This is a genomic window from Nitrospira sp. (assembly GCA_030653545.1).
In the GTDB taxonomy this organism is placed as follows: Bacteria; Nitrospirota; Nitrospiria; order Nitrospirales; family Nitrospiraceae; genus Nitrospira_D.
Genome location: JAURZE010000033.1, coordinates 1 through 22,106, shown reverse-complemented (window position 1 = coordinate 22,106; position 22,106 = coordinate 1). Strand labels below are relative to the sequence as shown.

Annotated in this window: 19 protein-coding genes and 1 pseudogene; 4 read left to right on the top strand and 16 right to left on the bottom strand. The window is 58.0% G+C overall.

Annotated features, from left to right (window positions below; all coding sequences use genetic code 11):
• The 14 genes and pseudogenes from Q7U39_16930 to Q7U39_16865 form a co-directional block, all read right to left on the bottom strand.
• The gene (locus tag Q7U39_16930) at positions 1-354 is read right to left on the bottom strand and encodes a PepSY domain-containing protein (protein MDO9119646.1); all 354 of its coding nucleotides are present in this window, start codon (positions 352-354) and stop codon (positions 1-3) included.
• 24 nt (positions 355-378) lie between these two features.
• Positions 379-1,005: a hypothetical protein gene (locus tag Q7U39_16925; protein ID MDO9119645.1), complete on the bottom strand. Its 627-nt coding sequence runs from the start codon at positions 1,003-1,005 to the stop codon at positions 379-381.
• A 47-nt stretch (positions 1,006-1,052) separates the two neighbouring features.
• Positions 1,053-1,688, bottom strand: a complete 636-nt coding sequence (locus Q7U39_16920) for a MarC family protein (GenBank protein MDO9119644.1) — start codon at positions 1,686-1,688, stop codon at positions 1,053-1,055.
• Positions 1,689-1,720: 32 nt separating this feature from the next.
• Positions 1,721-2,740, bottom strand: a complete 1,020-nt coding sequence (locus tag Q7U39_16915) for a DnaJ C-terminal domain-containing protein (GenBank protein MDO9119643.1) — start codon at positions 2,738-2,740, stop codon at positions 1,721-1,723.
• 240 nt (positions 2,741-2,980) lie between these two features.
• The gene (locus Q7U39_16910) at positions 2,981-3,955 is read right to left on the bottom strand and encodes a DUF1080 domain-containing protein (protein ID MDO9119642.1); all 975 of its coding nucleotides are present in this window, start codon (positions 3,953-3,955) and stop codon (positions 2,981-2,983) included.
• 60 nt (positions 3,956-4,015) lie between these two features.
• Complete coding sequence (locus Q7U39_16905; GenBank protein ID MDO9119641.1) at positions 4,016-4,948, bottom strand: GDSL-type esterase/lipase family protein; 933 nt, start codon at positions 4,946-4,948, stop codon at positions 4,016-4,018.
• A gap of 263 nt (positions 4,949-5,211) precedes the next feature.
• Positions 5,212-6,108: a phytanoyl-CoA dioxygenase family protein gene (locus Q7U39_16900; protein MDO9119640.1), complete on the bottom strand. Its 897-nt coding sequence runs from the start codon at positions 6,106-6,108 to the stop codon at positions 5,212-5,214.
• Positions 6,108-7,298, bottom strand: a complete 1,191-nt coding sequence (locus tag Q7U39_16895) for a glycosyltransferase family 4 protein (GenBank protein ID MDO9119639.1) — start codon at positions 7,296-7,298, stop codon at positions 6,108-6,110. Before Q7U39_16895 ends, Q7U39_16900 begins: the two co-directional genes overlap by 1 nt.
• A 127-nt stretch (positions 7,299-7,425) precedes the next feature.
• Positions 7,426-7,830, bottom strand: coding sequence for an acyloxyacyl hydrolase (locus Q7U39_16890; GenBank protein MDO9119638.1), 405 nt, complete (start codon positions 7,828-7,830; stop codon positions 7,426-7,428).
• Between the two features lie 240 nt (positions 7,831-8,070).
• Positions 8,071-9,012: an ATP-binding protein gene (locus Q7U39_16885; protein ID MDO9119637.1), complete on the bottom strand. Its 942-nt coding sequence runs from the start codon at positions 9,010-9,012 to the stop codon at positions 8,071-8,073.
• Positions 9,009-9,260 (bottom strand): MoaD/ThiS family protein, encoded by a 252-nt coding sequence (locus tag Q7U39_16880; GenBank protein MDO9119636.1) that lies wholly within the window; start codon positions 9,258-9,260, stop codon positions 9,009-9,011. Before Q7U39_16880 ends, Q7U39_16885 begins: the two co-directional genes overlap by 4 nt.
• A 97-nt stretch (positions 9,261-9,357) precedes the next feature.
• Positions 9,358-10,740, bottom strand: coding sequence for a hypothetical protein (locus Q7U39_16875; protein MDO9119635.1), 1,383 nt, complete (start codon positions 10,738-10,740; stop codon positions 9,358-9,360).
• Positions 10,741-11,751: pseudogene (galT, locus tag Q7U39_16870) on the bottom strand (galactose-1-phosphate uridylyltransferase).
• A gap of 71 nt (positions 11,752-11,822) precedes the next feature.
• Positions 11,823-14,027: a glycoside hydrolase family 57 protein gene (locus tag Q7U39_16865; GenBank protein MDO9119634.1), complete on the bottom strand. Its 2,205-nt coding sequence runs from the start codon at positions 14,025-14,027 to the stop codon at positions 11,823-11,825.
• Positions 14,028-14,103: 76 nt separating this feature from the next.
• Between Q7U39_16865 and Q7U39_16860 the strand changes: the two genes are divergently transcribed.
• Complete coding sequence (locus Q7U39_16860; GenBank protein ID MDO9119633.1) at positions 14,104-14,538, top strand: VanZ family protein; 435 nt, start codon at positions 14,104-14,106, stop codon at positions 14,536-14,538.
• Between the two features lie 54 nt (positions 14,539-14,592).
• Here the strand turns inward: Q7U39_16860 and Q7U39_16855 are convergent, their stop codons facing one another.
• Positions 14,593-15,333, bottom strand: coding sequence for a response regulator transcription factor (locus tag Q7U39_16855; GenBank protein MDO9119632.1), 741 nt, complete (start codon positions 15,331-15,333; stop codon positions 14,593-14,595).
• Positions 15,334-15,391: 58 nt separating this feature from the next.
• Positions 15,392-16,114 carry a helix-turn-helix transcriptional regulator gene (locus Q7U39_16850; protein ID MDO9119631.1) on the bottom strand — a complete coding sequence of 241 codons (723 nt, stop codon included), beginning with the start codon at positions 16,112-16,114 and terminating at the stop codon, positions 15,392-15,394.
• A gap of 463 nt (positions 16,115-16,577) precedes the next feature.
• Here Q7U39_16850 and Q7U39_16845 point away from each other — a divergent pair, with 463 nt between their 5' ends.
• The 3 genes from Q7U39_16845 to Q7U39_16835 all read left to right on the top strand — a co-directional run bounded on the left by Q7U39_16845 (position 16,578) and on the right by Q7U39_16835 (position 21,711).
• Positions 16,578-19,688: a response regulator gene (locus Q7U39_16845; protein MDO9119630.1), complete on the top strand. Its 3,111-nt coding sequence runs from the start codon at positions 16,578-16,580 to the stop codon at positions 19,686-19,688.
• A 176-nt stretch (positions 19,689-19,864) separates the two neighbouring features.
• A complete protein-coding gene (locus tag Q7U39_16840) occupies positions 19,865-20,968 on the top strand; it encodes a phosphotransferase (protein ID MDO9119629.1) in 1,104 nt (367 codons plus the stop codon).
• Between the two features lie 5 nt (positions 20,969-20,973).
• Positions 20,974-21,711, top strand: coding sequence for an NDP-sugar synthase (locus Q7U39_16835; protein MDO9119628.1), 738 nt, complete (start codon positions 20,974-20,976; stop codon positions 21,709-21,711).
• Positions 21,712-22,106: the final 395 nt, after the last annotated feature.

The following is a 22,106-nucleotide window of genomic DNA, read 5'->3' as shown; positions in this document are numbered from 1 at the left end:
TTACTTTCCTTTCTTCCCCTCTTTTTTCTTCTCGTCCTTCTTGTCCTTGGCTTCTGTATCGATCACCGTGCCGGTAGCAGCATCGATGTGGACTTCCGTGACTTTCCCGTCCGCGCCGAGGACTTCGACTTCCCAGATAGTCTTATCGTGCTTCTTTTCAAGTTCTGCTTCGACGACCGTGCCGGGCACTTTCTCCACGGCGGTTTTTATCGCTTGCTCGATCGTGATCTTGGCTTCTTTCGCTAAGGCGGCAATATCGCCTTCCTCGCCTTTCTTCTCGTCACTCCAAGCGGGAGTGCCGAGCGCCAACACTGTTCCAATCGCGAGTGTGAGGATGAGTGTGAGAGATTTCATGGACCACCTCCTTCAGAAAACAGGTTATTGCACTGACATGTTGCCGGGAGCTGAGGGAGTTCCGGTGCCTTTGTGAGGACTGGTTCCGCCGTGAGGATTCGCCGCACCGCCGCCATGAGGTGTGCCGTGGCCGCTGCCGGCGCCCTTGTGTTCTTTCATCACTTTGTCGTGCTCGGCCTTTTCCTTGGCGCGCTGTTCGGGGGTCAAGAGACCCAGGACTTCGCGTTTAGTCTTGATGGAGGTGAGGCGGAGGCCGACCTGCATATCCTCGCTTTGTTTCAGTTTGGCCTCGATGGCGGCGAGATCAGACTTCTCGTCGTCGGTCAGGGCCTTCAACTCGCGTTCCGCGACCTGGATATCCGCTTCCGCCTTGATCCTGGTCTTGTCCAGACCGAGCTGGATGTCCTTGAGCTTGGCGACCTGGTCAGCCGTGAGGCCGATGTCTTTTTCATGCTTGAGGAGATGGCGGATGAGGTGGCCGGCGCTGCTGTGCATCATGCCGCCCATACCGTGTCCACCCATGGCGCTGTGTCCGCCGCCGGCATGGCCGTCCTTGCCGTATCCTTCGGCCCAGACACCGGACGTGCCTAGAGTCAGGCTCACCGCGGCTGCGAGAGTCAGAGTCATGATTGCTGCACGGGATCGTTGCATGTGTCCTCCTTCGGTTAAACTCGCGTGTAATGATGATAAAGAGTGCGCTATTGCTGTAACAGCCCGCCTGCTCCTTTGAGTCCGTTAAACAAGAATTGCACGGCGAGGGCGGCGAGCAACAGCCCCATGAGCCGCGTAATGATTTTCTCTGCCATCGGAGTCAGCCATTTGGCCCCTTTCGCCCCGAGCGCTAGGATAATGTAGCTTGCCAGACCGACTACCGGAAGGCAAGCGAGCAAGATGCCGCGCTGAACCCACCCGGACGCTTGGGCGTCCAGCAGGATGACGGTCGAAATAGCCGCAGGGCCCGCCAGCATGGGGATGGCCAGGGGGGTGATGGCGATATCGTCTTTCCCGCTGGCTTCCGCGGTTTCTTCGGCAGTTTCCATGACCGGTGAACGCTGGGCGCGGAGCATGTCCAAGGCGACCAGCAGTAATACCAGTGCCCCGGCGACCTGTACCGCAGGCAGTGTAATGCCCAGCAAGTGAAACAGCGATTTGCCGATCAGTGCAAACCCGGCCAGCACTCCGACCATCACCAGGCAGGCGACGCGGGCCATGCGCAGGCGCTGTTGCAGGGTATCGCGCGGCGTCATGGCAAGAAAGGCCGGCACCGTTGCGATCGGATCGACGATGACAAATAGAGAGCTGAAGGCCAGCAGGGCGTATTCGGCGAGCGGCATGCAGAGTCCTGTATCGGGAACAGTGGAGGAAGCTAGCTTCGTTGGGCGGCGGCCAGTAGCTCCGCGCGTGGATCGCCCGTTCGCAAGTGACTCAGTTGTTCGTACAGCTTTTGTTCTCCCTCGGTCAAAGGGGACGGCAGGACAATCTGCAGCGTGAGGAACAGGTCGCCATGGCCTCCGGCCGCAGTCGGGAGCCCTTTCCCCTTCAAGCGTAGTTTGCCCTCGGCACGGCTACCAGCGGGAATTTTCACGCGGACCGGCTCGGTCAATGTGGGGGCCATGACTTCGGCACCGAGGGCGGCTTCCCATGGCCACACCGGCAGGTTGGCATGCAGATCACTGCCTTGCTGCCGAAAGACCTTGTCCGGCATGAGCGTGACGTGCAGGTAGAGATCGCCGCGACGGCCGCCGTTCATGCCGAGCTGGCCTTTCCCTGGCACGCGGACTCTCGTCCCGTTCTGGACGCCCGCAGGAATTTTGACCTCGATTGAATGGGACTCCATCCGATGGCCTGATCCCAGACAAGCCTGGCAGGGCCGGTTTTTTACCGCGCCGCTTCCGCGGCACGTGGCGCAGGGGGTCGGCTCCATGAGGTTGATTCGTTTGGTGACGCCGCTCAGGACTTCCCGAAGAGACAGATCGACTTCCGTTTCAAGATCTTCTCCGGATGCCGAAAATTCGTGCTGGCCGGCTGCTCGACCGCGGCCCCCGAAGAGATTCTCAAAGATATCTGAAAATCCCTCGCCGCTGAACGAGTGGGCCTGTCCGCGGCTTTGGGCTCCGGCGGCCTGGCGGGCTCGCTCATAGGCCTCGGCCTGCTCCCATTGGGCGCCGTGCTGATCGTACTTTTTGCGCTTGTCCGGGTCAGAGAGGACTTCATGCGCCTCATTCATCTCTTTGAATTTCTTCTCCATCTCGGCCTTCTTGGCGCCACTGTGCATGTCGGGATGGAACTGGCGGGCGAGACGGCGATAGGCCTTCTTGATCTCATCGGCCGAAGCCGTGCGCGGAATGCCGAGAACCTGATAGTAGTCGCGACCAGAATTTGCCATGGTCCAGTGCTTTCGTGTCGAGTGTTCTGGAAGGGAAGATAATTCTGCAGCTTACGGGGTCAATCCCCTCTTTGCAAGAGAGGAACCGTCCGATGCGGCTCTGGCCGACAACGATCGCGTTCAGATTCGGGCTTCTTTGAGGGGATCGAATTCAGGACCGTATGATGAGAGGAAGACTTACGGAAGAACTCAGGACCGTGTCGCCGTGCAGGACGAGTCAACGGTGCATGGATCGAGACGCTAAGGGACTTGATGAAGCAAAGGCGTAATCACGATATTACGGAATGACACGCGGCCATGATCCCCCTGCAGCATGATGGGACCCGACCGTGCTTCATCACTGTCGAGGGCGGCACCCGTGGGCCCTGGAATTTGTTCATGGGCAATCACGACGTGATCGTTCAGCCGCACGGTCACCTCTCTCCCGATGAGAGTGACATCAAGCGTTTGCCACTCGCCTGGGTTTTTCCCGGCCGACAGGGTCGGAGCGATATGCCCAAAGATGGCGCCGGTCGAGCGAGGGGTAGGCGGCATGTTCCCGTCGTGGCTGATTTGGACTTCGTATCGGCCTCGAAGGTACACTCCGCTCCCGCCTTTGTCGTCGAGCCGAAACTCTAGATAGAGATGAAAATTCATGAAATCGGTATTCGATTTCAGGTCTGTGCAGGATGGGTCGTTGAATAAGACGCCCTCTTCGGTATGCCAACAATAGGGTGGGGATCCGTTACGCAAGGTCCACCCAGAGAGATTGTTGCCAGAAAAAATGGCAACAGGCGTTCCTTGCCGCAGCGTGGTAGGTGTTTGTAGCTCCGGCGCACGAACTCCAGTCCATCTAATGGTGGAACTGTGGTCCGTTGTCGTTCCAGATAGAGCATCTCCTGCATATCTGGCGGTGAAGTGTAGTCGCTTTCCCATAAATATGTGAGTGAAGGTCAGAACGTCTTCCGTGATTGCAACATCTTTAATGGGCTCAGCTCCGCCAAAGATCCACACCAGCCGACCGCTCTTGACCTTGTTTGCAATGGGCTTAATCTCTAGCCAGGCAGAAGAATAGCCAGATGTTTCGAGAAGAGTGATGTTCCAACGCCCAACGAAATCAGGCTCGGCAGCGAAAATGGGATGACTAGAAGTAACGATAGTTGCAAAGAGCAATAGGGAAAACACAACAGTAAACAGAAAGGGCGGACGTTCTCTCACGATCGGGGTAGCAGGCATGGAATCATATCAAGGGATTAGGTTTTCCGTGGTGTTGCCTCTATTGGTTCCCTCTCACTTCTAGGGCCGTGAGTCTCCGGAGTCGGGGCGAACGGCCCGGATTGCTTCTCGTGCGGCGGGAAGGAGTGCTGTCGCTTGAATCAGATACCCCATCTTATTCGCGTGCCCATCGTACGGCAAATGGTAGAGCTCTTCTTTGGTCAGTCCGGTTTCTCGGAAGGAAGGAAGGAGCGACACCGTGGTCACTCCCATACTCCTCGCCAAGGCTTCAGCCCGGCTGAGTTGAACGCGACTCCGATCGTCCGTAAACGTGTCGGCTCCGATCCGTTGATGTGTCGGATAGCCATTGAAGATAAAGCGGATATTTCTGCCGGATAGAGACTGAATCATTGTCTCCATCTGGCGTGAGTAATTTGCCCATAGCTGTTCATGCCGGGTTTCCGAGTCCTCAGGATTTGAAATGAATGCCGCGGTTGATGCATGGGGTGCCGAGTAGGTTTTCCATGTCGCTCTGACTTTTAGGAAGTAATTAAAGAGGGCTGTGTCGCGAACGAGTTCATAGACGGTCCTCAGCCCTGTCTGTCCCTTCACTTTCCGGTTTTCCGCAAGCGCCGCAAATTGAGAGGGCTCCGCGTCCAAGTCAGTAATATCATTTTCGCTGAATGTGAGAATGACGATGTCCGGGGCGAGGCTCATGCTCCGTTTAAGGATCTCTACTTGATCCACAATAGTTGTGCCTGGTACGCCCCCATTGATGACTTCGACAGAATGCCCTTCTTGTCGCAGCATCCGCTCAAGATTTGCGGAGAGCGTTTCATCATCGTTCACAAACTGACCGAAAGTGCCGGAATCCCCGAGGCAGAGGATTCGAATAACGTGAGGAGGCTTGATTCGTTGAAATTCAGGCCCTCGATAGCCGAGCGAGTTAATCGTCGCATGGTAATGAAGCTTGGGATGAGGCGTTTCCTCCACCGATTGGTTCGGTTCGAACATGCCCGGCACCCGCACAAAGTCCCTATTTGAGATGGCGTGGATGCTGGCAGTGGAGATGTGGCCTGAAGCTCTCAGTGCCAGCTCAGATGCTAACGCAGTGACGCTGAGCAGGAGACCTGAAAAGGAAACCAATAGGAATATTCGTCTAGCGCGCATTAGGACCTTTCGAAACTGCAGGGAGGAGGGTGAGCTTTTTTCGATAGAGTGGACAGCGCAGTTCGAGATATGGATGTCTATGCCGGAGAGCCATACCGATAGTCCTACTAGTGACTCAAGAGATTTCGGGCCTTGGCCAGAGCCCTCCGAGGATAATAGAGGGCTTGGTTGATCTGCAGGGAGGTTTCTAGAAGGGATCGGCTGATTCCCTCTAAAAATACATGGCGACGTCGGCGTTCGAAGCAGTGCTGATAGTTTCTCTTGTCGCCAAATCCCAAGACCCGTTGTGTTTCCGGTGTGAGGTTTCCCAGAAAAGCCGCATTGAGGAGCAGAGGGTGGTACCGATAATATTCAATGTCCTCTTGCTGGAGCGGGATACTGGGGTCATGATAATTCAGGAATACCGCTTGTCGGGGCTCCAAGACGGGCGTGGCCTGCCGGTGAATCCCGGAGGTGTCAAACAGGACAGCCGACCCCGCAGTCCCCGGAACTTCAATAATCTGCTCTCTGGGAACTTGTGAGACTTCATGGCTCTGAACAAGCCGGGGGTGTTGTTTGCGGTGGCTCCCCTTGATGTAGGTGAAAGCGCCTGAGCGAACGTCGGTCAGGTAAATGGCAAGTTTGACTTCTCGCGGAATCGTGGAAACAGTGGTTTGGTCGTACCAGGCATCGCCGTGCCACCCGTGAAAGTTTTTCTTGGTCGGAAGAGATAACCACCCCTTTGCTTCGACAAGCTGGAACTGAGGGCCGATATATTCCTTGAGAACTTGGAGGACAAGTGGGTGCAGGCCGGCGTCGAGGAACCCCTGGTCCAGAATAAGTACATCCTGGACCATGTGGCGATACATCTCGGTACGTTCATACCCTACGGTGTCGTTCCATGCCATGTTTCGCAAACGAGCTTCAAAGGCTTGTTGCATTCCTCGCAGTTGAGGCCCCGTGACAAATTCCGGAAGTATCACAATGCCTTCCCGGTCGAGCTGATTCGTTAGATCATGTGCCATCACTGCACCTCAAGGCATGTTGTATTGTAAATGGCGACAGCGTCGGAGACTCGTGATTCATGGGAAAACTGTGAGACTGCCAGGGCTCTGGCATTCACTCGCATCCCTTCCCGTTCCGACTCTGATGCATAGAGCCGGAAAATATGGGCTGCAAGAGCCCCGGGATCTCCAGCTGGAACCAGCGATCCGGTTTGGCCAGGTTTAATAAATTCAGGGATGCCTCCGACAGCACTTCCGATCACAGGCAGACCGCAAGCCATTGCTTCAAGAATAACAAGGCCTGCCGCCTCTTTCCATAAGGAGGGGCAAACGAAACAGTCAGCAGCCTGCATGAATGGACTCACTTCAGCTTGCAGGCCGCAGAACCTGATTCGCTCACGGAGACCGAGAGATTCGGCGATGCGTTCAAGGGGCAGTCGTTCCGGCCCGTCTCCGACAATCCAGAGTACAACATTGGATGGAAGATCGCTGAGCGCCTGGATAGCAACATGCACACCTTTCTCCCGAATGAGGTGCGCCACGATCAGGACTATAAACACTTTCTCCACCCCTTGGGAACATCGTATCGTTGAACGTGTTGTTTTGTCAGGCTGGAAGCGGCCTGTATTTACGAAGTGGTGATATCTGCCAAGGTTAGGCCAAATGGCTTGTCGCTCTAACTCCTCTAAGACATAGTCGCTGACAGCAAGAACTTTTGAGTAGCCTCCAAGCATCAGCTTCTTGCATGCGCTTGAGAGCGCATGACGGGTGGGACGAAAAGAGGTTGGTCTGGAGTTATGGTCGGTAAGGTAATGCCGCAACTTGGGTCGTAGGACACGCAAGACTGCCGCGTATCCGCTGAGGGGGTGGTAGAGATTCCAATGGACTACGTCAATGCGATGCCGGTCGATCAAGCGTAGCAGCTTGCGAAGAGTGGGGATGTTAAATCGTCCGAGTGGCAACGATGTAACTGTCAGTCCTGCAACTCGGTATCGCTGTTCCTCCTTCTCTGGAAGCGTTGCGGCAAAAACAGGGATGAAGACCCCCCCCTCTTTAGCGATGGCTTGGCTTGTAAGGAAGATCTGTTCCTCCAGCGATCCATACTTGCTTGAAGGATCGAGGTTCACTGCATATAGGACGCGCTCGAACATAACCAGACCTGCCTTGTAGTGCCAGTGGGTGATGTAAGTGCCTCTGCCACGCAGGTCCATATCATCATAATTCCTGAAGAGTTACCACACATCAAAAGAGGGGGGGCTCCTCAGAATGCTCACGATTCATTCGTGACAAGTGTTCAATTTTGTATAGGCTTGGTCAGCTGGTCTGAAGGCGGAGGAATCAGAATAATTGATAGGTGAGGCCAAGATAGGGGAGGCTAAAATTTAGCCCAGAATTGGGCGATCGAGTCCCTGCGTTAGAGATGTGCATGACGCGGTAGCCGGCGGTCAGCGCCCATGCGGGAGTCATCTGGTAGGCACAGCCAACTCCACCCCATCCCAGAAAATTGAATTGTCCTGGTTGTTCTGGGACTCGCCCTCCCAAGTCCGTCCACGCCGGCCCTCCGCCTCCCTCGATGAAGGGGCGCACCCGTCCAAACGCCGTGGAGGTATAGGCCATTTTCGGAGTCAGTCCGATCCCATAGGCTGTAATCGGACTATGAGTATGGAAAACGACGAGCTCTGCGCCGAGCGCCAGTTGGCCTTGGTACCAGCCTGAGCCGATCGGTTCCGTAAGGGTCATCATCCACGACGGGATGAAGGCTTCCCCGAAAAGTTTTGAGGATTGGCTGGTCCCAACACGCAGGGGAAAGAATGGCCCAGTCGTGAGTCCTATGGTTTGGGTGCCGATGGGGGTTGATATTGGCCCATCAGATGCGGCGGCTGAGCAGGGCAGAAGGTGCGCACTCAGGAACAGTAGTAGGACAAGGCTAAGAATGCGAGTCAACTGAGAACGGCAGGCCATGAGTAATAAGTGGTGGAGGGCTTATGAATTAGAATGGACTTTGGCTCGTGCCATCATCTTGCAGTAGGAGCAGACGTCGGCGGTGGTCGGTTGCTGACAGACGGAGCAGGGGTGCAGCATAGCCTGATCTTTCTCGGCCATTGTAGCCTGAGGGGAGGCTTCCGGCTTGCGCTGTTTGTCGAGGAACCCGCAATAGAAAGCTTGCTTGGTGCCGGGCGATTCCGTTTCGAGCCGATTCAACACTTCCTTGTAGAGCAACGTCCTGGCGCCTTTCGCCATCGGGCATTCTTCGACGATGTAGTCGATTCGGTTCAAGACCGAGTAGGCGGCCAATTCGCGCTCGGATAGGCGGAAGAGCGGTTTCACCTTCTTGGCGAACCCGTCAAGGGATGCCGGCAGGTTGGGGGACTGCTTATCCAAATACTCTTCCTGCCAGCGGAGCACGTTGCCCAGCAGGCGGGCCGCTTCATCGTCGAGATTGTGTCCTGTCGCCATCACATCGTATTTATGTTCCAGCGCCACGCGATTGAATTGGTAGCGCTTGATGGTGCCACATGTACTACAGGTCGGACGGTGAATCAGCATGGCCAGTTCCTTGATACCGGCTCCGGCTTCCTGCTCCACGGTGTGGACGTGCAGGACTGCGCCATGCGGGGCGGCCACGGTTTCGGAAAACTTGATTGCTTTGGCATGGGACACTTCCGAATAGCCGCCGATGCCGAGGTTCACATACAGTGCGTCGGCCTTATAACCCATCTTGAGGAGAACGTCCCAGAGCGCCAGGCTGTCTTTGCCGCCTGACACTGCCACGAGGATACGATCATCCTTCCCGAACATTTTTTCAGACTTAATGGCCCTGCCGACCTGATCATGCACATAATAGTTGAAGCAGTCTTTGCAGAAGGCGGCATTGTGGCGCGGCAGATCGATCACCGCGCGGGTTTTACATTTCGTGCAGTTCATGCCGAAGCCGGTGAGGGATAAGGGGTGAAGGGTGAAGGGAAACGTGGGAAGGGGGAACCGCCGGAAATCACCGGACGGATTTCGATCTGGTCCTGGTCATACAGCATCTCGTCTTCGGTCACGAGTTCGTCGCCGCGAATGACGAGGTGCGCTTCGACCACGAGATTGAGTTCCTTCAGAAGATCTTTGGCCTTCTTGGGGCCTTTGATCTCGACAGTTCTGGACGGATGGCTCAGTTGAATATGCATGAGGCGATCATATGCTGCCGATGCGTGAGGGAGCAAGGGGCGTGGAGGAGGAGACAGGGGATCAGTGACGGGTGACGAGTGGAGGGAGTGTATCGGGTTAAGAAGTAGAGGAGAGCATCCGGCGGGCATAAGCCAGACCTTCATCGAGTGTGGTGAACAAGCCATCCAACTGGGCTTCGTAGCAGTCATCAAGGTGTTTGCCCATCTCCGGCCCCGGTGAAACTCCCATGGCAAGGAGGTGGCGGCCCATCACGATGGGAGTAGGGACTTGTGTTTCGACATCCAATTCGCGTGCTTTCTTGAGCAACCACTCGCCGGCGGGAAAGTCATCGAAGGGTTTCGGGGGCCGGCCGGCATGATCGGCGCGCGCGACCCGCACGAGGCGATCAATACGGCCTACGTGTCTGGCGAGGCGGCGCACCGCACTGTTGGACGCCTTCCCATCGTAGAGCGCACGGGGTCGCAGGTGACACAGCACAAGAGCCACAACCTCGTCGGCCAGGCCGGTTCGATTGATGAGCCGGCCAAGAAATTGCCTGGTCGGGGCCTCTCCTGCCGGTTCATGGCCGCGCGAGGTGATGCGCCCGAACTCTTCCTTCGTCGTGGCGGGCTTGCCGAAGTCGTGACAGAGCACGCCAAGGCCGACCGTCAGATCGTCCTCCGCCTGGCCGGTGCGTTCCCTGGCAAACCAGTCAAGGCAGTGGAGGGTGTGAACCCAGACATCGCCCTCCGGATGCCACACCGGATCTTGCGGGCAACCGGGCAACGCGGCAAGCTCCGGATAGAACCGCAGCCAGCCGCAATCGTGGAGCCACTGCAGTCCCTTCGAGAGGGTAACCCCCTGGAGCAGGAATTTTTTCCACTCCTCCCAGATCCGTTCGCTTGGGAGATGCTCTTGTGTGAGCGAGCGGCAGAGCGCATTCGTCTCCGGTGCCGCCGTCAGGTTGAAGCGCGCAACCAGTTGCAGCCCGCGCAGCACGCGCAACGGGTCTTCGGAAAATCGTTCGGAGACATGGCGCAAGGTACCGGTCTTGAGATCCTCACGGCCGTGAAAGGGATCATGAAAATCCAGTGTATCGGGATCCCAGGCCATGGCGTTGATGGTGAAGTCTCGCCGTGAAAGGGCTTCGTCGATGTCCATATCAGGATCGGCCAGGTGGAGCAGCCCGGGGATCGTGGCTTCATCCAGAGGGCGTCGCATGGGCAGCGAGACGTCGATCGGCAGACCGTCGAGCTTGAACACGCCGAAGGCCCGACCGACGAACTGGACGGAAAAGTGTTCGGTGAGAATGCTGTGCAGCTGGCCGGGAGGAAGACCGGATACTTCGAGGTCCAGATCGCGCGGTTGCCGTTCGAGGATCAGATCCCGCACGCAGCCGCCGACCAGCCAGAGCCGGCCGCCGGCCCGGCGCACCAATTGTTCGATCTGGCGGAGGGGCAGAGCGAGCGCGGGGTTTTCAATGCGGAAGCGAACGGGCACCTACAGCTCCGCTTCCCTCAGGAACTTGGCTGATTCTTCGGGCGCGACGGGATTGATGTAGAAGCCGGTGCCCCATTCGAAGCCAGCGACCTGGGTGAGTTTGGGGATGATTTCCAGGTGCCAGTGGTAGTAGTCGCCGGTCTTTTCGTGCAGCGGAGAGCTGTGGAGCATGAAGTTGTAGGAGGGACGGCCGAGCGCTTTGTCCATGCGGCGCAGGGACTCGGAGAGAATCGGAGCCAAGAATTCGAACTGCGATTTCTGGCTCTCTTCGAAATAGGCGGCATGGCGCTTGGGGAGAATCCACATTTCAAACGGGAAGCGCGGGGCATAGGGTGTGACGCAGAGGAATTCCTGATTCTCCGCCACGATCCGATCGCCGCTGGCAAGGTCCTGCCGGAGGATGTCGCAGTAGATACAGCGTTCTTTCTGCTCGTAGTGGGCACGGCAGCCGTCGAGTTCCTCCGTCACGCTGGTCGGAACGATGGGCAGGGCGATGAGTTGGGAGTGACTGTGTTCCAGCGTAGCGCCGGCCGAGGCGCCGTGGTTTTTGAAGATCAGGATGTAGCGGAAGCGCAGATCTTTTCGGAGATCGATCATACGGTCGCGATAGGCCCAGAGCACATCCTCTATTTTTTTTGTCGGCAGATCGGCGAGGCCTTCCTTGTGGCCGGGCGATTCGATGATGACTTCATGCGCGCCCACGCCGTTCATCCGGTCATATAACCCGATGCCCTCCCGGCCCATGTCGCCTTCGACCTGCAAGGCGGGAAACTTGTTCGGGATGACGCGGACGGTCCAGTTCGGCGTGTTCGGTTCACCGGGTTGCGGCCGATAGGCCATGATTTCTTTCGGCGTGAGTCGTTCCTGACCAGGGCAAAATGGACAGATCGCGGTGGAGATCGGTTTTGCCGGTTGCATCTGGGCAAAATCATGCGGTCGGCCGTTCCGCTCGGTTGAAATAATCACCCAGCGACCGACGATAGGATCACGTCTTAAGTCAGGCATGCTCTCCTCCGTGAAACGTCTTTCATGAACCGTACTCCTTGAATACGGTGCTCGCTACACATCATCTGAAACGGTGTCTACACGCGCCACAGTCCCGCTTCAAATTCTGGCCCCGGTGCCGTCAGGATGGCCGGCGTATGATGCGGGTAGCGGGCCACTTCCAATCCATGTTCGAGAATTACGAGACTCAGGCGCACCTCCTGTCCCGCATCAAGCTGGAGGTCCTTCATCGGGATCGCCAGTTCTAAAATGGTCCGGCGACAAATCGAACGATAGGGACCGATCTCCTGCCAGGTTTCTCCTTCACATTGCTGGAAGAGCGTGAAGGACTCCGGTCCGGACGGGGCAAGCGAGCAGGAAAGACGGAAGCTGTGCTGAGGCCCGTGGAGCGTGAGCTCCATCCCCAATCCGTTGAGCCGGGGCTGCGCGGCGTCATCCGGATCGAGTCGTAAGAGCAGATGATCTTGGCTCCAGCCAAAGTAGATCGCAGTGAATAGTCCCTCGGCCTTCCACATCGCTCCCAGCGGCGGTTGCGTCGTGATAGTTCCGGCCCCGCGCCATTCGAAAAAGTCCGTCACCAGGCCGTCGATGGTGGGGGTGAGGATCGAGACCGGCTGGGTGATGCGATCTGCCGCAGCCTGCTGGGTCATGACACAGATCGGCTGGTTCAATCGATCGGGAGGAGTGAGGCCCATGAAGAGCCAGACGTTGCGCAAGTGGGTGCGGAAGAGCCGATCGAACTCCTGCTTATAGTCGGTGTCGAAATCGTCGCCGTACCACCAGAACCAGTCGCTGCCCTCGGCGGCATAGAGCTCCTGCCAGGCCGCCTCTGCACGGTCCACCGGCAAGGTCGGGGCGACTTCCACAAGACGGGTGCGGGTATGGCCGAGGAGGTCCCAGCCGCGGTTGTCTTCCTGATGCCCAATCCAGATTTTATAGTCCTGATTGATCCAGGATCCTGAATGGAGTGCGGGGAGGTGTTGGGTGGGCGGGACTGCGGCAAGGCCTTCCGACATGGTGGACGCCGTCAAATGAACAGCGTGTTCCTGGTCCAATTCATGCGCGGTGAAGGCCCGGTAGAGGCGCGAGAGGAAGTGTTCCCCGCCGTCATGGTAATGCTCCCAGGGATTTTCGCCATCGAGAATGATAGGGATGAGAATCTGTTCCTGCGGTGCGTTGTGAATAATGTTTCGGAGCCGGCGGAGCACGTCATCGGCGGCGGAGTCCGGATTGGTTTTGTGGTACACGAAACCGAACGCATCGGAAATATCGCGATCGCGAAAGACCATCGTTACGTTTCGGCCGGACTCCCCCGCGCGGTAGGCTTGGTAGAGGTCGCTGTGTCGATGCCATGGTCGATTGCTCAATTCGAACGAGCGGGCGAGTACGCCCTCGTCGGTCGCCAGCCAGCGGAGCCCGGCGTGATGGACCAGCGGGAGCAGTTCGGGGCAGACGGATCCTTCTGACGGCCAGAGCCCGACCGGCGGCTGGCCAAAGGTCTTGCGGTGAAAGTCGACGGCCCGCTGGAGTTGCGTCTCCGCATCTTCCGGCGCGCGAAACCGGGAGGGCAGGGGCAGGTCGGGACGCGCGCGGCGATTGATATCCGTGTCGATGACGAGCGGCAGGATCGGGTGAAAAAACGGTGTGGTGGTGAGTTCGATCTGACCCCGGTCGAGCAGTTGACGGTAGAGGGGGACAATCTCTTGAATCGCGATCCGCTGCAGCGCGAGGACTTCGTGTTTGTCGTCCTCGGTGAAATTGCGGTTCTTGTTGCGGAGCGCGCCTAGGCGGGGGTAGCGCTGGAGCGGCCCATACCCGAACCAGGCCAGGTTGTGCCAGACCTGCAGGTCCAGAAAATCCTGTGTCGAAAACTGACGGGCGACCTTGGCGAGATCCGGTCCAGAGACCTCGGTGCCGCGTTTGACCAGCAGTTCGTGATAGCGGGCGAACGGACGCACCATCGTGGCCCAGTTGGCTGAGAAGAAATGGCGGATGAGGAAGGCCTGTTCCTCCGGCGTCAACTCTGCGGCCGGACGTTGAGCGCGTTCGAGGAACAGGTCGCGCACGGTGCCGTTGCCGATCTCCTGAAGCTGGAGTAACAACGACGGCGTGAAGTTAAACGTGGCTTTCACCGCCGGGAACTTCTCCAGCAGGTATGCCATATCGAAATAGGCTTTCGTCGCATGGAGGCGCACCCAGGGCATACTCGCCGTCCCCGCAATGGGGTCCGTGTAGTACGGCTGGTGCATGTGCCAGACAAAGCAGACGTGGACGTTTTTCATTGGAGCGTGATTTCTCTCATTTTTTGAAGTATGTCATAGGGGTCCGAGACGCGCAACGAACAGAGGAGTTTGTATCGTGACTGGTCAGGCCGGAGAGACGGGATGGAGGCGCTTCGTCGTGTATTGGGGGCCGGTGCTCGGCTATGCCGGATTGATCTTCTATCTGTCGGCGCAATCGCATCCGGACGACAATCTGCCGTCTCTGTTCGGAGCGGTGAACGACAAGGTGCTGCATGCGCTGGAGTATGCGGGCCTTGGCGGGTTGTGCTATCGGGCGTTTCGCTGGGGCGCAACAGAATCGGTGGCAGCCCGGGCGTTGCTCTTTTCGATTCTGACGGCGTCGCTGTATGGGGTGACCGACGAAGTTCATCAATTGTTCGTGCCGTTCCGTGAGTCAAGCTGGCAGGATTGGCTGGCGGACGTGACGGGCTCGGTGCTGGGGGCGGTCTCGTGCAGTCGTGTTTCACGCCCTTATTTCTTCCTAAGCGCCAAAGGGATAACGCGCTTGTGACGCGTTCTCTGAGCGGCGAGTCTTCTGCCTCCTTGAGATCGAAAAGGCGCTGTTTTATGTCAGAGGCGGCAAGGCAGGGCATCCGAAATCGGCGATGCTGAGGCCGCAAGTCTCGCGTGTTTGTTGAATAAAGGACGAAGTGGCTTGTGCCCGGCGGTTGACCTGAAGTTTTTCGTAGACGTTGCTCAAATAATTTTTGACAGTCTTATCGCTGAGGCCGAGTGCGGCGGCGACTTCCTTGTTGGTCTTTCCCTGCGCGACAAGATCCATTACCCGTTTTTCTTGCGCCGAGAGCTCGGGTTGTATTTTCCCGCAATTTGAGACGGACAGGCTGCAGAGGTGCGTCATAACCCGCTGCGCCACCGCGCCATCCAGAATGGCCTGCCCGTCGGCGACGGTTTCGATGGCCCTGGCTAAGTCGGATCCGCTGATGGTTTTGAGCAAAAATCCTGTGGCGCCGGCGCGCAAAGCCGAGACGATGGACTCGTCATCGGCGCCGTGCGTCAGCACAAGTAGACGGGTGCCGGGGGAGGCTTCGCGAATACGGCGGCAGGCGTCGATGCCGCTTCCGTCCGGCAAGCGCAGTTCCACCAGTGCGACTTCGGGCGTGAGCCGGCGCCCGGCTTCTACGGCGGCGGCTATTGTGGCCGCTTCGCCGACGACCCTGATGCGTTCGGTTTGATTCAGGACAGCTCGAGTACCCGTTCGCGCGATTTCATGGCTATCGACGATCAGCAGCCGAATCATCGATATGTTCCGGGCTTCGATGGCGACAGAACGAGCGGAACGATGCATGTCGGTCCTCTTTCGTCGGCTCTCGACACGGAGTTATCGGACGAACAAGGTCTCCCTGTCATATCGTGCCGGCGCAAAGGGCGAAACGAATCAGTGCACTGCGTGTCTGCAGCGCGGTTTTTTGCCGGATTCTCGACAAGTGGCCTTCGACGGTTCGAACGCTGAGGTGGAGCGTCTTGGCGATTTGTTTGTCTGGAAGTCCTTCCGCAAGCAGCGCGATAATCTGCCGTTCCCGAGCGGTAAGCTGAGCGAGGATCCGCGAGGCGGCAGCCTGATCAGATGTACGCTTTCCCTCACTACGGTTGGAGGCAAAGGTGAGGCCAGTTGCAGCCTGGCTCTGCGGCGTCCGTTCCGTATGTACGAGAAACCGGCAATTGCGCGGGGGATGGCTTTGATCGCGCTGGACAACCACCTTACTGTATCCGAACAACTTTCCCGCTAGTTCCCCCAGGATCGCCCCTTCCAGCTGGCAGATGAGCGAATCCTCTTTCGCCAGCCTCTCAAAGGGGCAGGCTCGACAGTGCACTTCGATGTGATCTCCCGTGCCGATCGACATGGTTTGATCCCAGCCCCAGTGAGTCCTCATCCACTCGCTGTAGCGAAGATAGTGCATCTGTTTGGTTGAGGAGAGAGTGTCAGGCGGCTCGGAGACCCGGGTGATGACTTCACGACCGAGAGTGGCCCCGATATCTAGGAATGTGCGTTCAACAACTGAGGGATGCAAGAGGCTCTTGACGTTCTCAACCAGCTGCAGCAGGACTTGCTCTGGGAATTGATTCATGGGGAGCTTCCCTCAGGCGCGTGTCTTATTCAATGATCGGGGGTTGCAAAGAATTCGCAACACGCATGCTTGACGAGCGTGAGCGGGTATGTCGGTGAACGAACGGGAGGGGACCGGAGGAAGTGCGATCATGTGACGATTCATTCAAATCCTCTCTAGGAGCCAACTGTAACCCATTGTCCCCCGGTTAAGGGTAGACCCGTTGTGCTCTATCCGTCGAGATTAGCGTGAACCCACATCCTACAATGGGTAGCATCATACCTGAGGCGCAAAACTTTGAAGTAGCGGGAGACCTCGTTGCCTCACCGCGTACGCTTACGCATTAAGCGTCCCGCCTGAAGGTCCGATAGAGCGACAGTGAGAACGAACAGATACGTGTCGGAAGACGGTTTTTAACGGTATCGGCCGTACCTATGACACAACCCCAGCCTCTCCTCTCCCTCATCCTCATGGAGACGAAGTGATGATTTGCCGCGGTGGGGCTCCATCCGGTCTGCCCCCGACTTCCGGTGAACGTCGGCTTTCTGCGCAGAATCATGTGGCTGGGGACACGGCAAGCGGAGTGAGGGGCGGCCAGTTTCGCCGGCTGGTGGCTCTGGTTGTCGCCTGCATCCTTGTCGTCACCGTAGTGGGAAGCGCCACGTCGCAGTACCTGCAGGTGCGCATGGTGGCGCAGGCCGGGGAAAATCTTGCGCTCGCGGCGGTGGATATTGCCGGGAAGCTCGATTTGCTGATGGCGGAACGCTACGGCGATATTCAGATGATGGCCCGTTCGGGGGCCGTTCACTGTTGCGATGCCGCCGCAATGACAGATGATCTGACATGGATGGCGACGGTCTATCCGGTGTACGCGTGGCTGGGTGTCACAGATTCCGCTGGGCGAATCGTGGCGTCGACCGATCCCGCCAGCATCGGCAATGATCGAAGCGGCCAAGAGTGGTTTCGGGTATCGAAGGATCGCGGGGTGATCTCTGTCGGAGATGCGCAACTCTCCGAAGAGTCTCCTGGCGTCAGTGCGGTGGCGTTCACCGCTCCGATCAGAGGGATGCGGAACGAATTTCTCGGGACCATCACCTCGCGGGTCGCGCTGCCGGTACTGGAGGATGTCTTTGTAGAGACCGTGACCGCATTGCAGGCGCAATGGGGAACGGACGTGCGGGTCGAGTATCAGTTCGTGAACCGGGAGGGGGAGGTCATCGCCGATTCATTGTTGAGAGAAGAACGGCGCGCCAATCTGAAGCGAATGGGCCTGCCGTCGGCGAAGTTATTCGATACGGCGCCTCCCGGTTTTGTCGAAGAGCGGCATCTGCGCCGCAAGGTAGACGTGGTGACGGGTTATGCTATGACGAAAGGAGTCGGAGATCTTGGCGCACTCCGCTGGGGAGTCCTGGTCCGCGTAGACCGGAGCGACATCCTGGCTCCTATTCGGACGATTGTATGGAACGTCGGTGCGGCGGGTGCAGGCATGTTGCTGCCACTGGTTGGACTGGTATTGTGGAGCGTTCGCCGTCTGGAGCGCGCGTGTGCGGCGGCGCAGGAAGACAACGAGCGGGCCAAGTCCGCGGAAAGCAAATTTCAGAAACTGGTGGAATCGGCTCCCGATGCCGTCGTGGTCGCCGATGAGGATGGCCGGATCGTCTCGTGGAATGCGGTCGCATCGAGGCTGTTCGGATATGCGGCGTTCGAGGTCATCGGCCGGCCGTTGACCGTGATGATACCGCCTCGTTACCGTGATGCTCATGCGCAGGGGATTCAACGGCTCCAGGCCATGGGCCAACCCCGTCTGATCGGCAAGATCACAGAAGTGCATGGCCTGCGCAAGGACGGAACTGAATTCCCGATCGATCTCTCGCTCGGAACCTGGGAAACGGAGGGAACATCGTTCTACAGCGGCATTATCCGCGATATCTCCGAACGCAAACGGGCGGAGAAAGAATTGCTCGTCGCAAAAGAAGCGGCAGAATCCGGCAGTCGAGCGAAAGGCGAGTTCCTTGCTACGATGAGTCACGAGATCCGCACGCCAATGAACGGGGTTATCGGCACGACGGGCCTACTGCTCGATACCGAGCTAACGGCGGAACAGCGAGAGTATGCCGAGATGATTCGCTGCTCGGGAGAAGTGTTGCTCGACATCATCAATGACATTCTCGATTTTTCCAAAATAGACGCCCGCAAGCTCGATCTGGAGTTGTTGGATTTCGATCTTCGCACAACGGTCGAGGATGCCGTCTCGATGCAGGCCGAACGTGCGCACAGCAAAGGGTTGGAACTAGCCTGTCTGATCAACGGGACGGTTCCGACCGCGGTCTGCGGAGACCCCGGCCGTCTGCGACAGATTTTGACGAATCTGATCGGCAACGCGATCAAGTTTACCGAACGTGGCGAGGTCGTTGTCACGGTCAGTGTCGTCGGGCAGGCCGGAACCCAGGAACAGCCCAGCGTCGAACTGCGATTTGAAGTCGCCGACACGGGAATCGGTATGACGGCGACGCAGTGCGCCAATATCTTTCAGCCCTTTGTGCAGGCCGACGGGTCGATGGCGCGCAAGTATGGTGGTACCGGCCTCGGACTCGCCATTTGCAAGCAATTGACGGAACTGATGCAGGGGCGCATCGGGGTAGAGAGCGTGCCTGGCGAAGGCAGCCGGTTCTGGTTCACGGTGCGATTAACCCGGCAGCCGGAGGGGCGTCATGGGGCGGAGCCCTCGGGTCGCCTGCTCATCCCTCTTCGTGGGCGCAAGGCGTTGATTGTGGACGATAACGCGATGAACCGGAAAATTCTCGAGCAGCAATTCAAGGCTCAGGGAATGGCGCATGAGAGCGCAGAGAACGGTCATCACGCGTTGGAGGCACTCCGGCGCGCAGCCGATGAGGGCCGCCCCTTCGACCTGGCCATTCTCGATATGCACATTCCTGACATGGATGGTATTGAGTTGGCTCGACGAATCAAGGTCGATCCGGCGATCAGCTCGGTCCATTTGGTCTTGTTTACCTCCCTTGGCCGACGCGGAGACATGACGACTGCTCGGGATGCGGGCATTGCGGCGTATCTCACCAAGCCGATGCGTCAAGCTCAATTACTCGATTGCTTGAGTCTCGTCCTGAGGGGAGTGGAGCGACCGCTTGTCGAGTCGTTGTCTCGTGAGACGAAGACCATCGTCACCCGGCACAGTCTGGCCGAAGCTCAGTCTGGTCTCCGCGGCCGGGTCTTGGTGGTTGAGGACAACCCGGTGAACCAGAAGGTGGCGGTCAAGATGTTGGAAAAGTTCGGATGTCGGGTGGACGTGGCGGCCAATGGACGAGAAGCCGTCCAGGCGGTGGCGCGACTGCCCTATTCCATCGTTTTCATGGATTGTCAGATGCCGGAGATGGACGGCTTCGAGGCGACGCGTCTGATTCGCCTAGAAGAGCGAGCCGGGCTCCATCTCACCATCGTGGCGATGACCGCGAATGCCATGGTCGAAGATCGGGAACGATGTCTCAAGGCGGGAATGGATGATTACCTTAGCAAGCCGGTCCAGTCGCAAGGTTTCGCCGATGCGCTCAGTCGATGGCTGCCTTCCCAGAAGCCATAAGGAGGTCAGCCCGCAACGATTCCGCAAGCGGCATGATGTATCCGGAGAATGGGCGAGTATCAGTGATATGTCTACGCTTGTCCTTCCGCGACTTGTGATAATAAACCCCTCAATTCCATTCAAAATTCTGTAGTCTTCGTGACAACCTTTCGGCCACTGGGTATAATCCGGCGCGTATGACTACTGCGAACCCGGCTCCACCGAAGGGGCCTCTCACACCTCCTGATCAAGCCCTCGTCGCCCGCACCATTGAATCGCGGCTGAGTCCCGGTCTGGTTTTGCGCGAACTTCAGCCCTTGCCGGGGGATGCGTCGAATCGGCGCTACTTCCGCGCCGTCCTGGCCGGCGGTCCGCCCCACTCCGTGATCCTCATGCAACTCGCAGAGCCGGAGGGGTTTAAGCAATCGGAAGAAGCGGTCAGCGGAGCGATGCATCAGATCACCGAGTTGCCCTTTCTGAATATTCTGTCGCATCTCGGGAAGGCCGGCGTGTCGGTCCCGACGCTGCATCACTATGACCATGTCGCCGGGTTGCTGTATCTCGAAGATTTCGGCGATCTGACGCTTGCCGAAGCGGTGCGTGATGCCGATGCGCCGAGTCTGGAGTCGCGATACAAACAAGCGATTAATGTGCTGGTTCAGATGCAGGTGAAGGCGACCTCGCCGGCCGATCCCGGTTGTCTGGCGTTCCACCGGAGTTTCGATGTGCCGTTGCTCATGTGGGAGTTCGATCATTTCCTGGAGTACGGGATCGTGGCGCGCCAGGGTAAGCCGATGTGCTCGGAGGACTGGACGGCGATCCGCGGGGAGTTCGAAAAGATTTCCGAACATTTGGCCGGGCAGCCCAGGGTGTTCACCCATCGAGATTATCATTCGCGCAATCTGATGGTCGACGGCCTACGCCTTGGCGTCATCGATTTTCAAGATGCGCTGATGGGTCCGGCGACCTATGACCTGGCCTCCCTCTTGCGCGATGCCTACATCGCGCTCGATGAGCCGCTAGTGGATCAGTTGGTGAATTACTATCTCGATCAGCTGGCTGAGCATCGGCATGTCTGGACCAACCGCGACGCCTTCCGGCGCTTGTTCGATCTCACCAGCATTCAACGGAATATGAAAGCCGCCGGACGGTTTGTCTACATCGACCGGGTGAAGGGCAACCCCAAATTTCTGGCCGATATCCCGCGCGTCTTGGGGTATGTGAAACGGAATCTTCAGCGGTATCCGGAGCTCGCGCCGCTCCGCAAGCACCTCACGCCGTATGTGCCTGAACTTCAGTGAAAGCCATGATTCTCGCGGCGGGTTTCGGTACCCGCCTCCGGCCGCTGACGAACACGATCCCCAAACCCCTGCTTCCGGTTGCCGGCACTCCGCTCATCGTGTGGAATCTTCTGCTGCTCAAGCAGCACGGATTCCGCGATGTGGTGATCAATCTGCATCACCTCGGCCCGATGATCGAGCAGGCGCTGGGGACTGGTGCGCAGTTCGGGTTGCGGCTTCTTTATTCGCACGAGCCTATCATCTTAGGGACGGGCGGGGGGATCAAGCAGGCCGAGCGGTACTTCTCCAACGAGGCGGTGTTGATCCTGAATGGCGACACGCTGTTTGATCTGGATCTCGCGGCGCTGTGTGCGTTCCACCATGAGCGCAAGGCCCTGGCGACGCTGGTGCTGCGGGAGGATCCCGATGCGGTGAAATGGGGACTCGTCGAAGTGGGGGCGGATGATCGCATCGTCCGGATCAATGGGAAAGGCCTGGCGGAGGCCGCCATGCCGACGAGGCCGCGCATGTTTGCCGGCATCCATATTCTGCACTCCAGGCTCTTGCGGGATATTCCACGAGAAGTGGCGTCGTCGATCATCGATCCCTATGTGGCCGCGATCGGGCGGGGCGAACCGCTGTTGGGCTATGACCTGAAAGGGTACTGGTCCGATGTGGGGACGTCGGAACGCTATGGGCAGGCCGAACGGGATGTGAAGGCCGGTTTGCTGCGGTTGGAGGATAGGAAGCTTCCTTCGGGATAACAGGATGCTGAAAATGTCCGCCAGCGGCGTTCTCGCATCGTTCAGACCCTCAACGTACCAAGCCTACTGGAGGAAAGGTACCTCTCCGCTCGCATGGGATCGAAGCGAGCGGCTCAAGCGAAGCTTGGTATGTACCTCCTCGGTCCGTCACTCGCTGCGGCCTTACCCGCGGAACGGTGCGTCTCGGCGCGCCGGGGTTGGGTGGGTGAGAACAGTGGCCATTTTGAGCATCCTGTAGAAGGAGCTATTTATCATCTAGGGAAGGTCTGATTTATTCGCCTCGCCTGATGTGCTAAGAGAAATATCGCACTGAACTGGAGGCGCGTCCATGCAGCAAGCGACATTTGCCGAGGCCACGTTCGAGCCGTATCGCAAATCCACCCGCCGCGAGCGAT

Bases quoted from the DNA above. Each gene is read 5' to 3' on its own strand.
- Q7U39_16895 (MDO9119639.1), bottom strand. From the start codon at position 7,298: ATGGACCTGCGTGGCAGAGGCACTTACATCACCCACTGGCACTACAAG.
- Q7U39_16915 (MDO9119643.1), bottom strand. From the start codon at position 2,740: ATGGCAAATTCTGGTCGCGACTACTATCAGGTTCTCGGCATTCCGCGC.
- Q7U39_16920 (MDO9119644.1), bottom strand. From the start codon at position 1,688: ATGCCGCTCGCCGAATACGCCCTGCTGGCCTTCAGCTCTCTATTTGTC.
- Q7U39_16880 (MDO9119636.1), bottom strand. From the start codon at position 9,260: ATGCATATTCAACTGAGCCATCCGTCCAGAACTGTCGAGATCAAAGGC.
- Q7U39_16900 (MDO9119640.1), bottom strand. From the start codon at position 6,108: ATGGCACATGATCTAACGAATCAGCTCGACCGGGAAGGCATTGTGATA.
- Q7U39_16835 (MDO9119628.1), top strand. From the start codon at position 20,974: ATGATTCTCGCGGCGGGTTTCGGTACCCGCCTCCGGCCGCTGACGAAC.
- Q7U39_16905 (MDO9119641.1), bottom strand. From the start codon at position 4,948: ATGTTCGAACCGAACCAATCGGTGGAGGAAACGCCTCATCCCAAGCTT.
- Q7U39_16850 (MDO9119631.1), bottom strand. From the start codon at position 16,114: ATGAATCAATTCCCAGAGCAAGTCCTGCTGCAGCTGGTTGAGAACGTC.
- Q7U39_16840 (MDO9119629.1), top strand. From the start codon at position 19,865: ATGACTACTGCGAACCCGGCTCCACCGAAGGGGCCTCTCACACCTCCT.
- Q7U39_16925 (MDO9119645.1), bottom strand. From the start codon at position 1,005: ATGCAACGATCCCGTGCAGCAATCATGACTCTGACTCTCGCAGCCGCG.
- Q7U39_16865 (MDO9119634.1), bottom strand. From the start codon at position 14,027: ATGAAAAACGTCCACGTCTGCTTTGTCTGGCACATGCACCAGCCGTAC.
- Q7U39_16890 (MDO9119638.1), bottom strand. From the start codon at position 7,830: ATGATGACCCTTACGGAACCGATCGGCTCAGGCTGGTACCAAGGCCAA.
- Q7U39_16845 (MDO9119630.1), top strand. From the start codon at position 16,578: ATGATTTGCCGCGGTGGGGCTCCATCCGGTCTGCCCCCGACTTCCGGT.
- Q7U39_16855 (MDO9119632.1), bottom strand. From the start codon at position 15,333: ATGCATCGTTCCGCTCGTTCTGTCGCCATCGAAGCCCGGAACATATCG.
- Q7U39_16885 (MDO9119637.1), bottom strand. From the start codon at position 9,012: ATGAACTGCACGAAATGTAAAACCCGCGCGGTGATCGATCTGCCGCGC.
- Q7U39_16910 (MDO9119642.1), bottom strand. From the start codon at position 3,955: ATGCCTGCTACCCCGATCGTGAGAGAACGTCCGCCCTTTCTGTTTACT.
- Q7U39_16930 (MDO9119646.1), bottom strand. From the start codon at position 354: ATGAAATCTCTCACACTCATCCTCACACTCGCGATTGGAACAGTGTTG.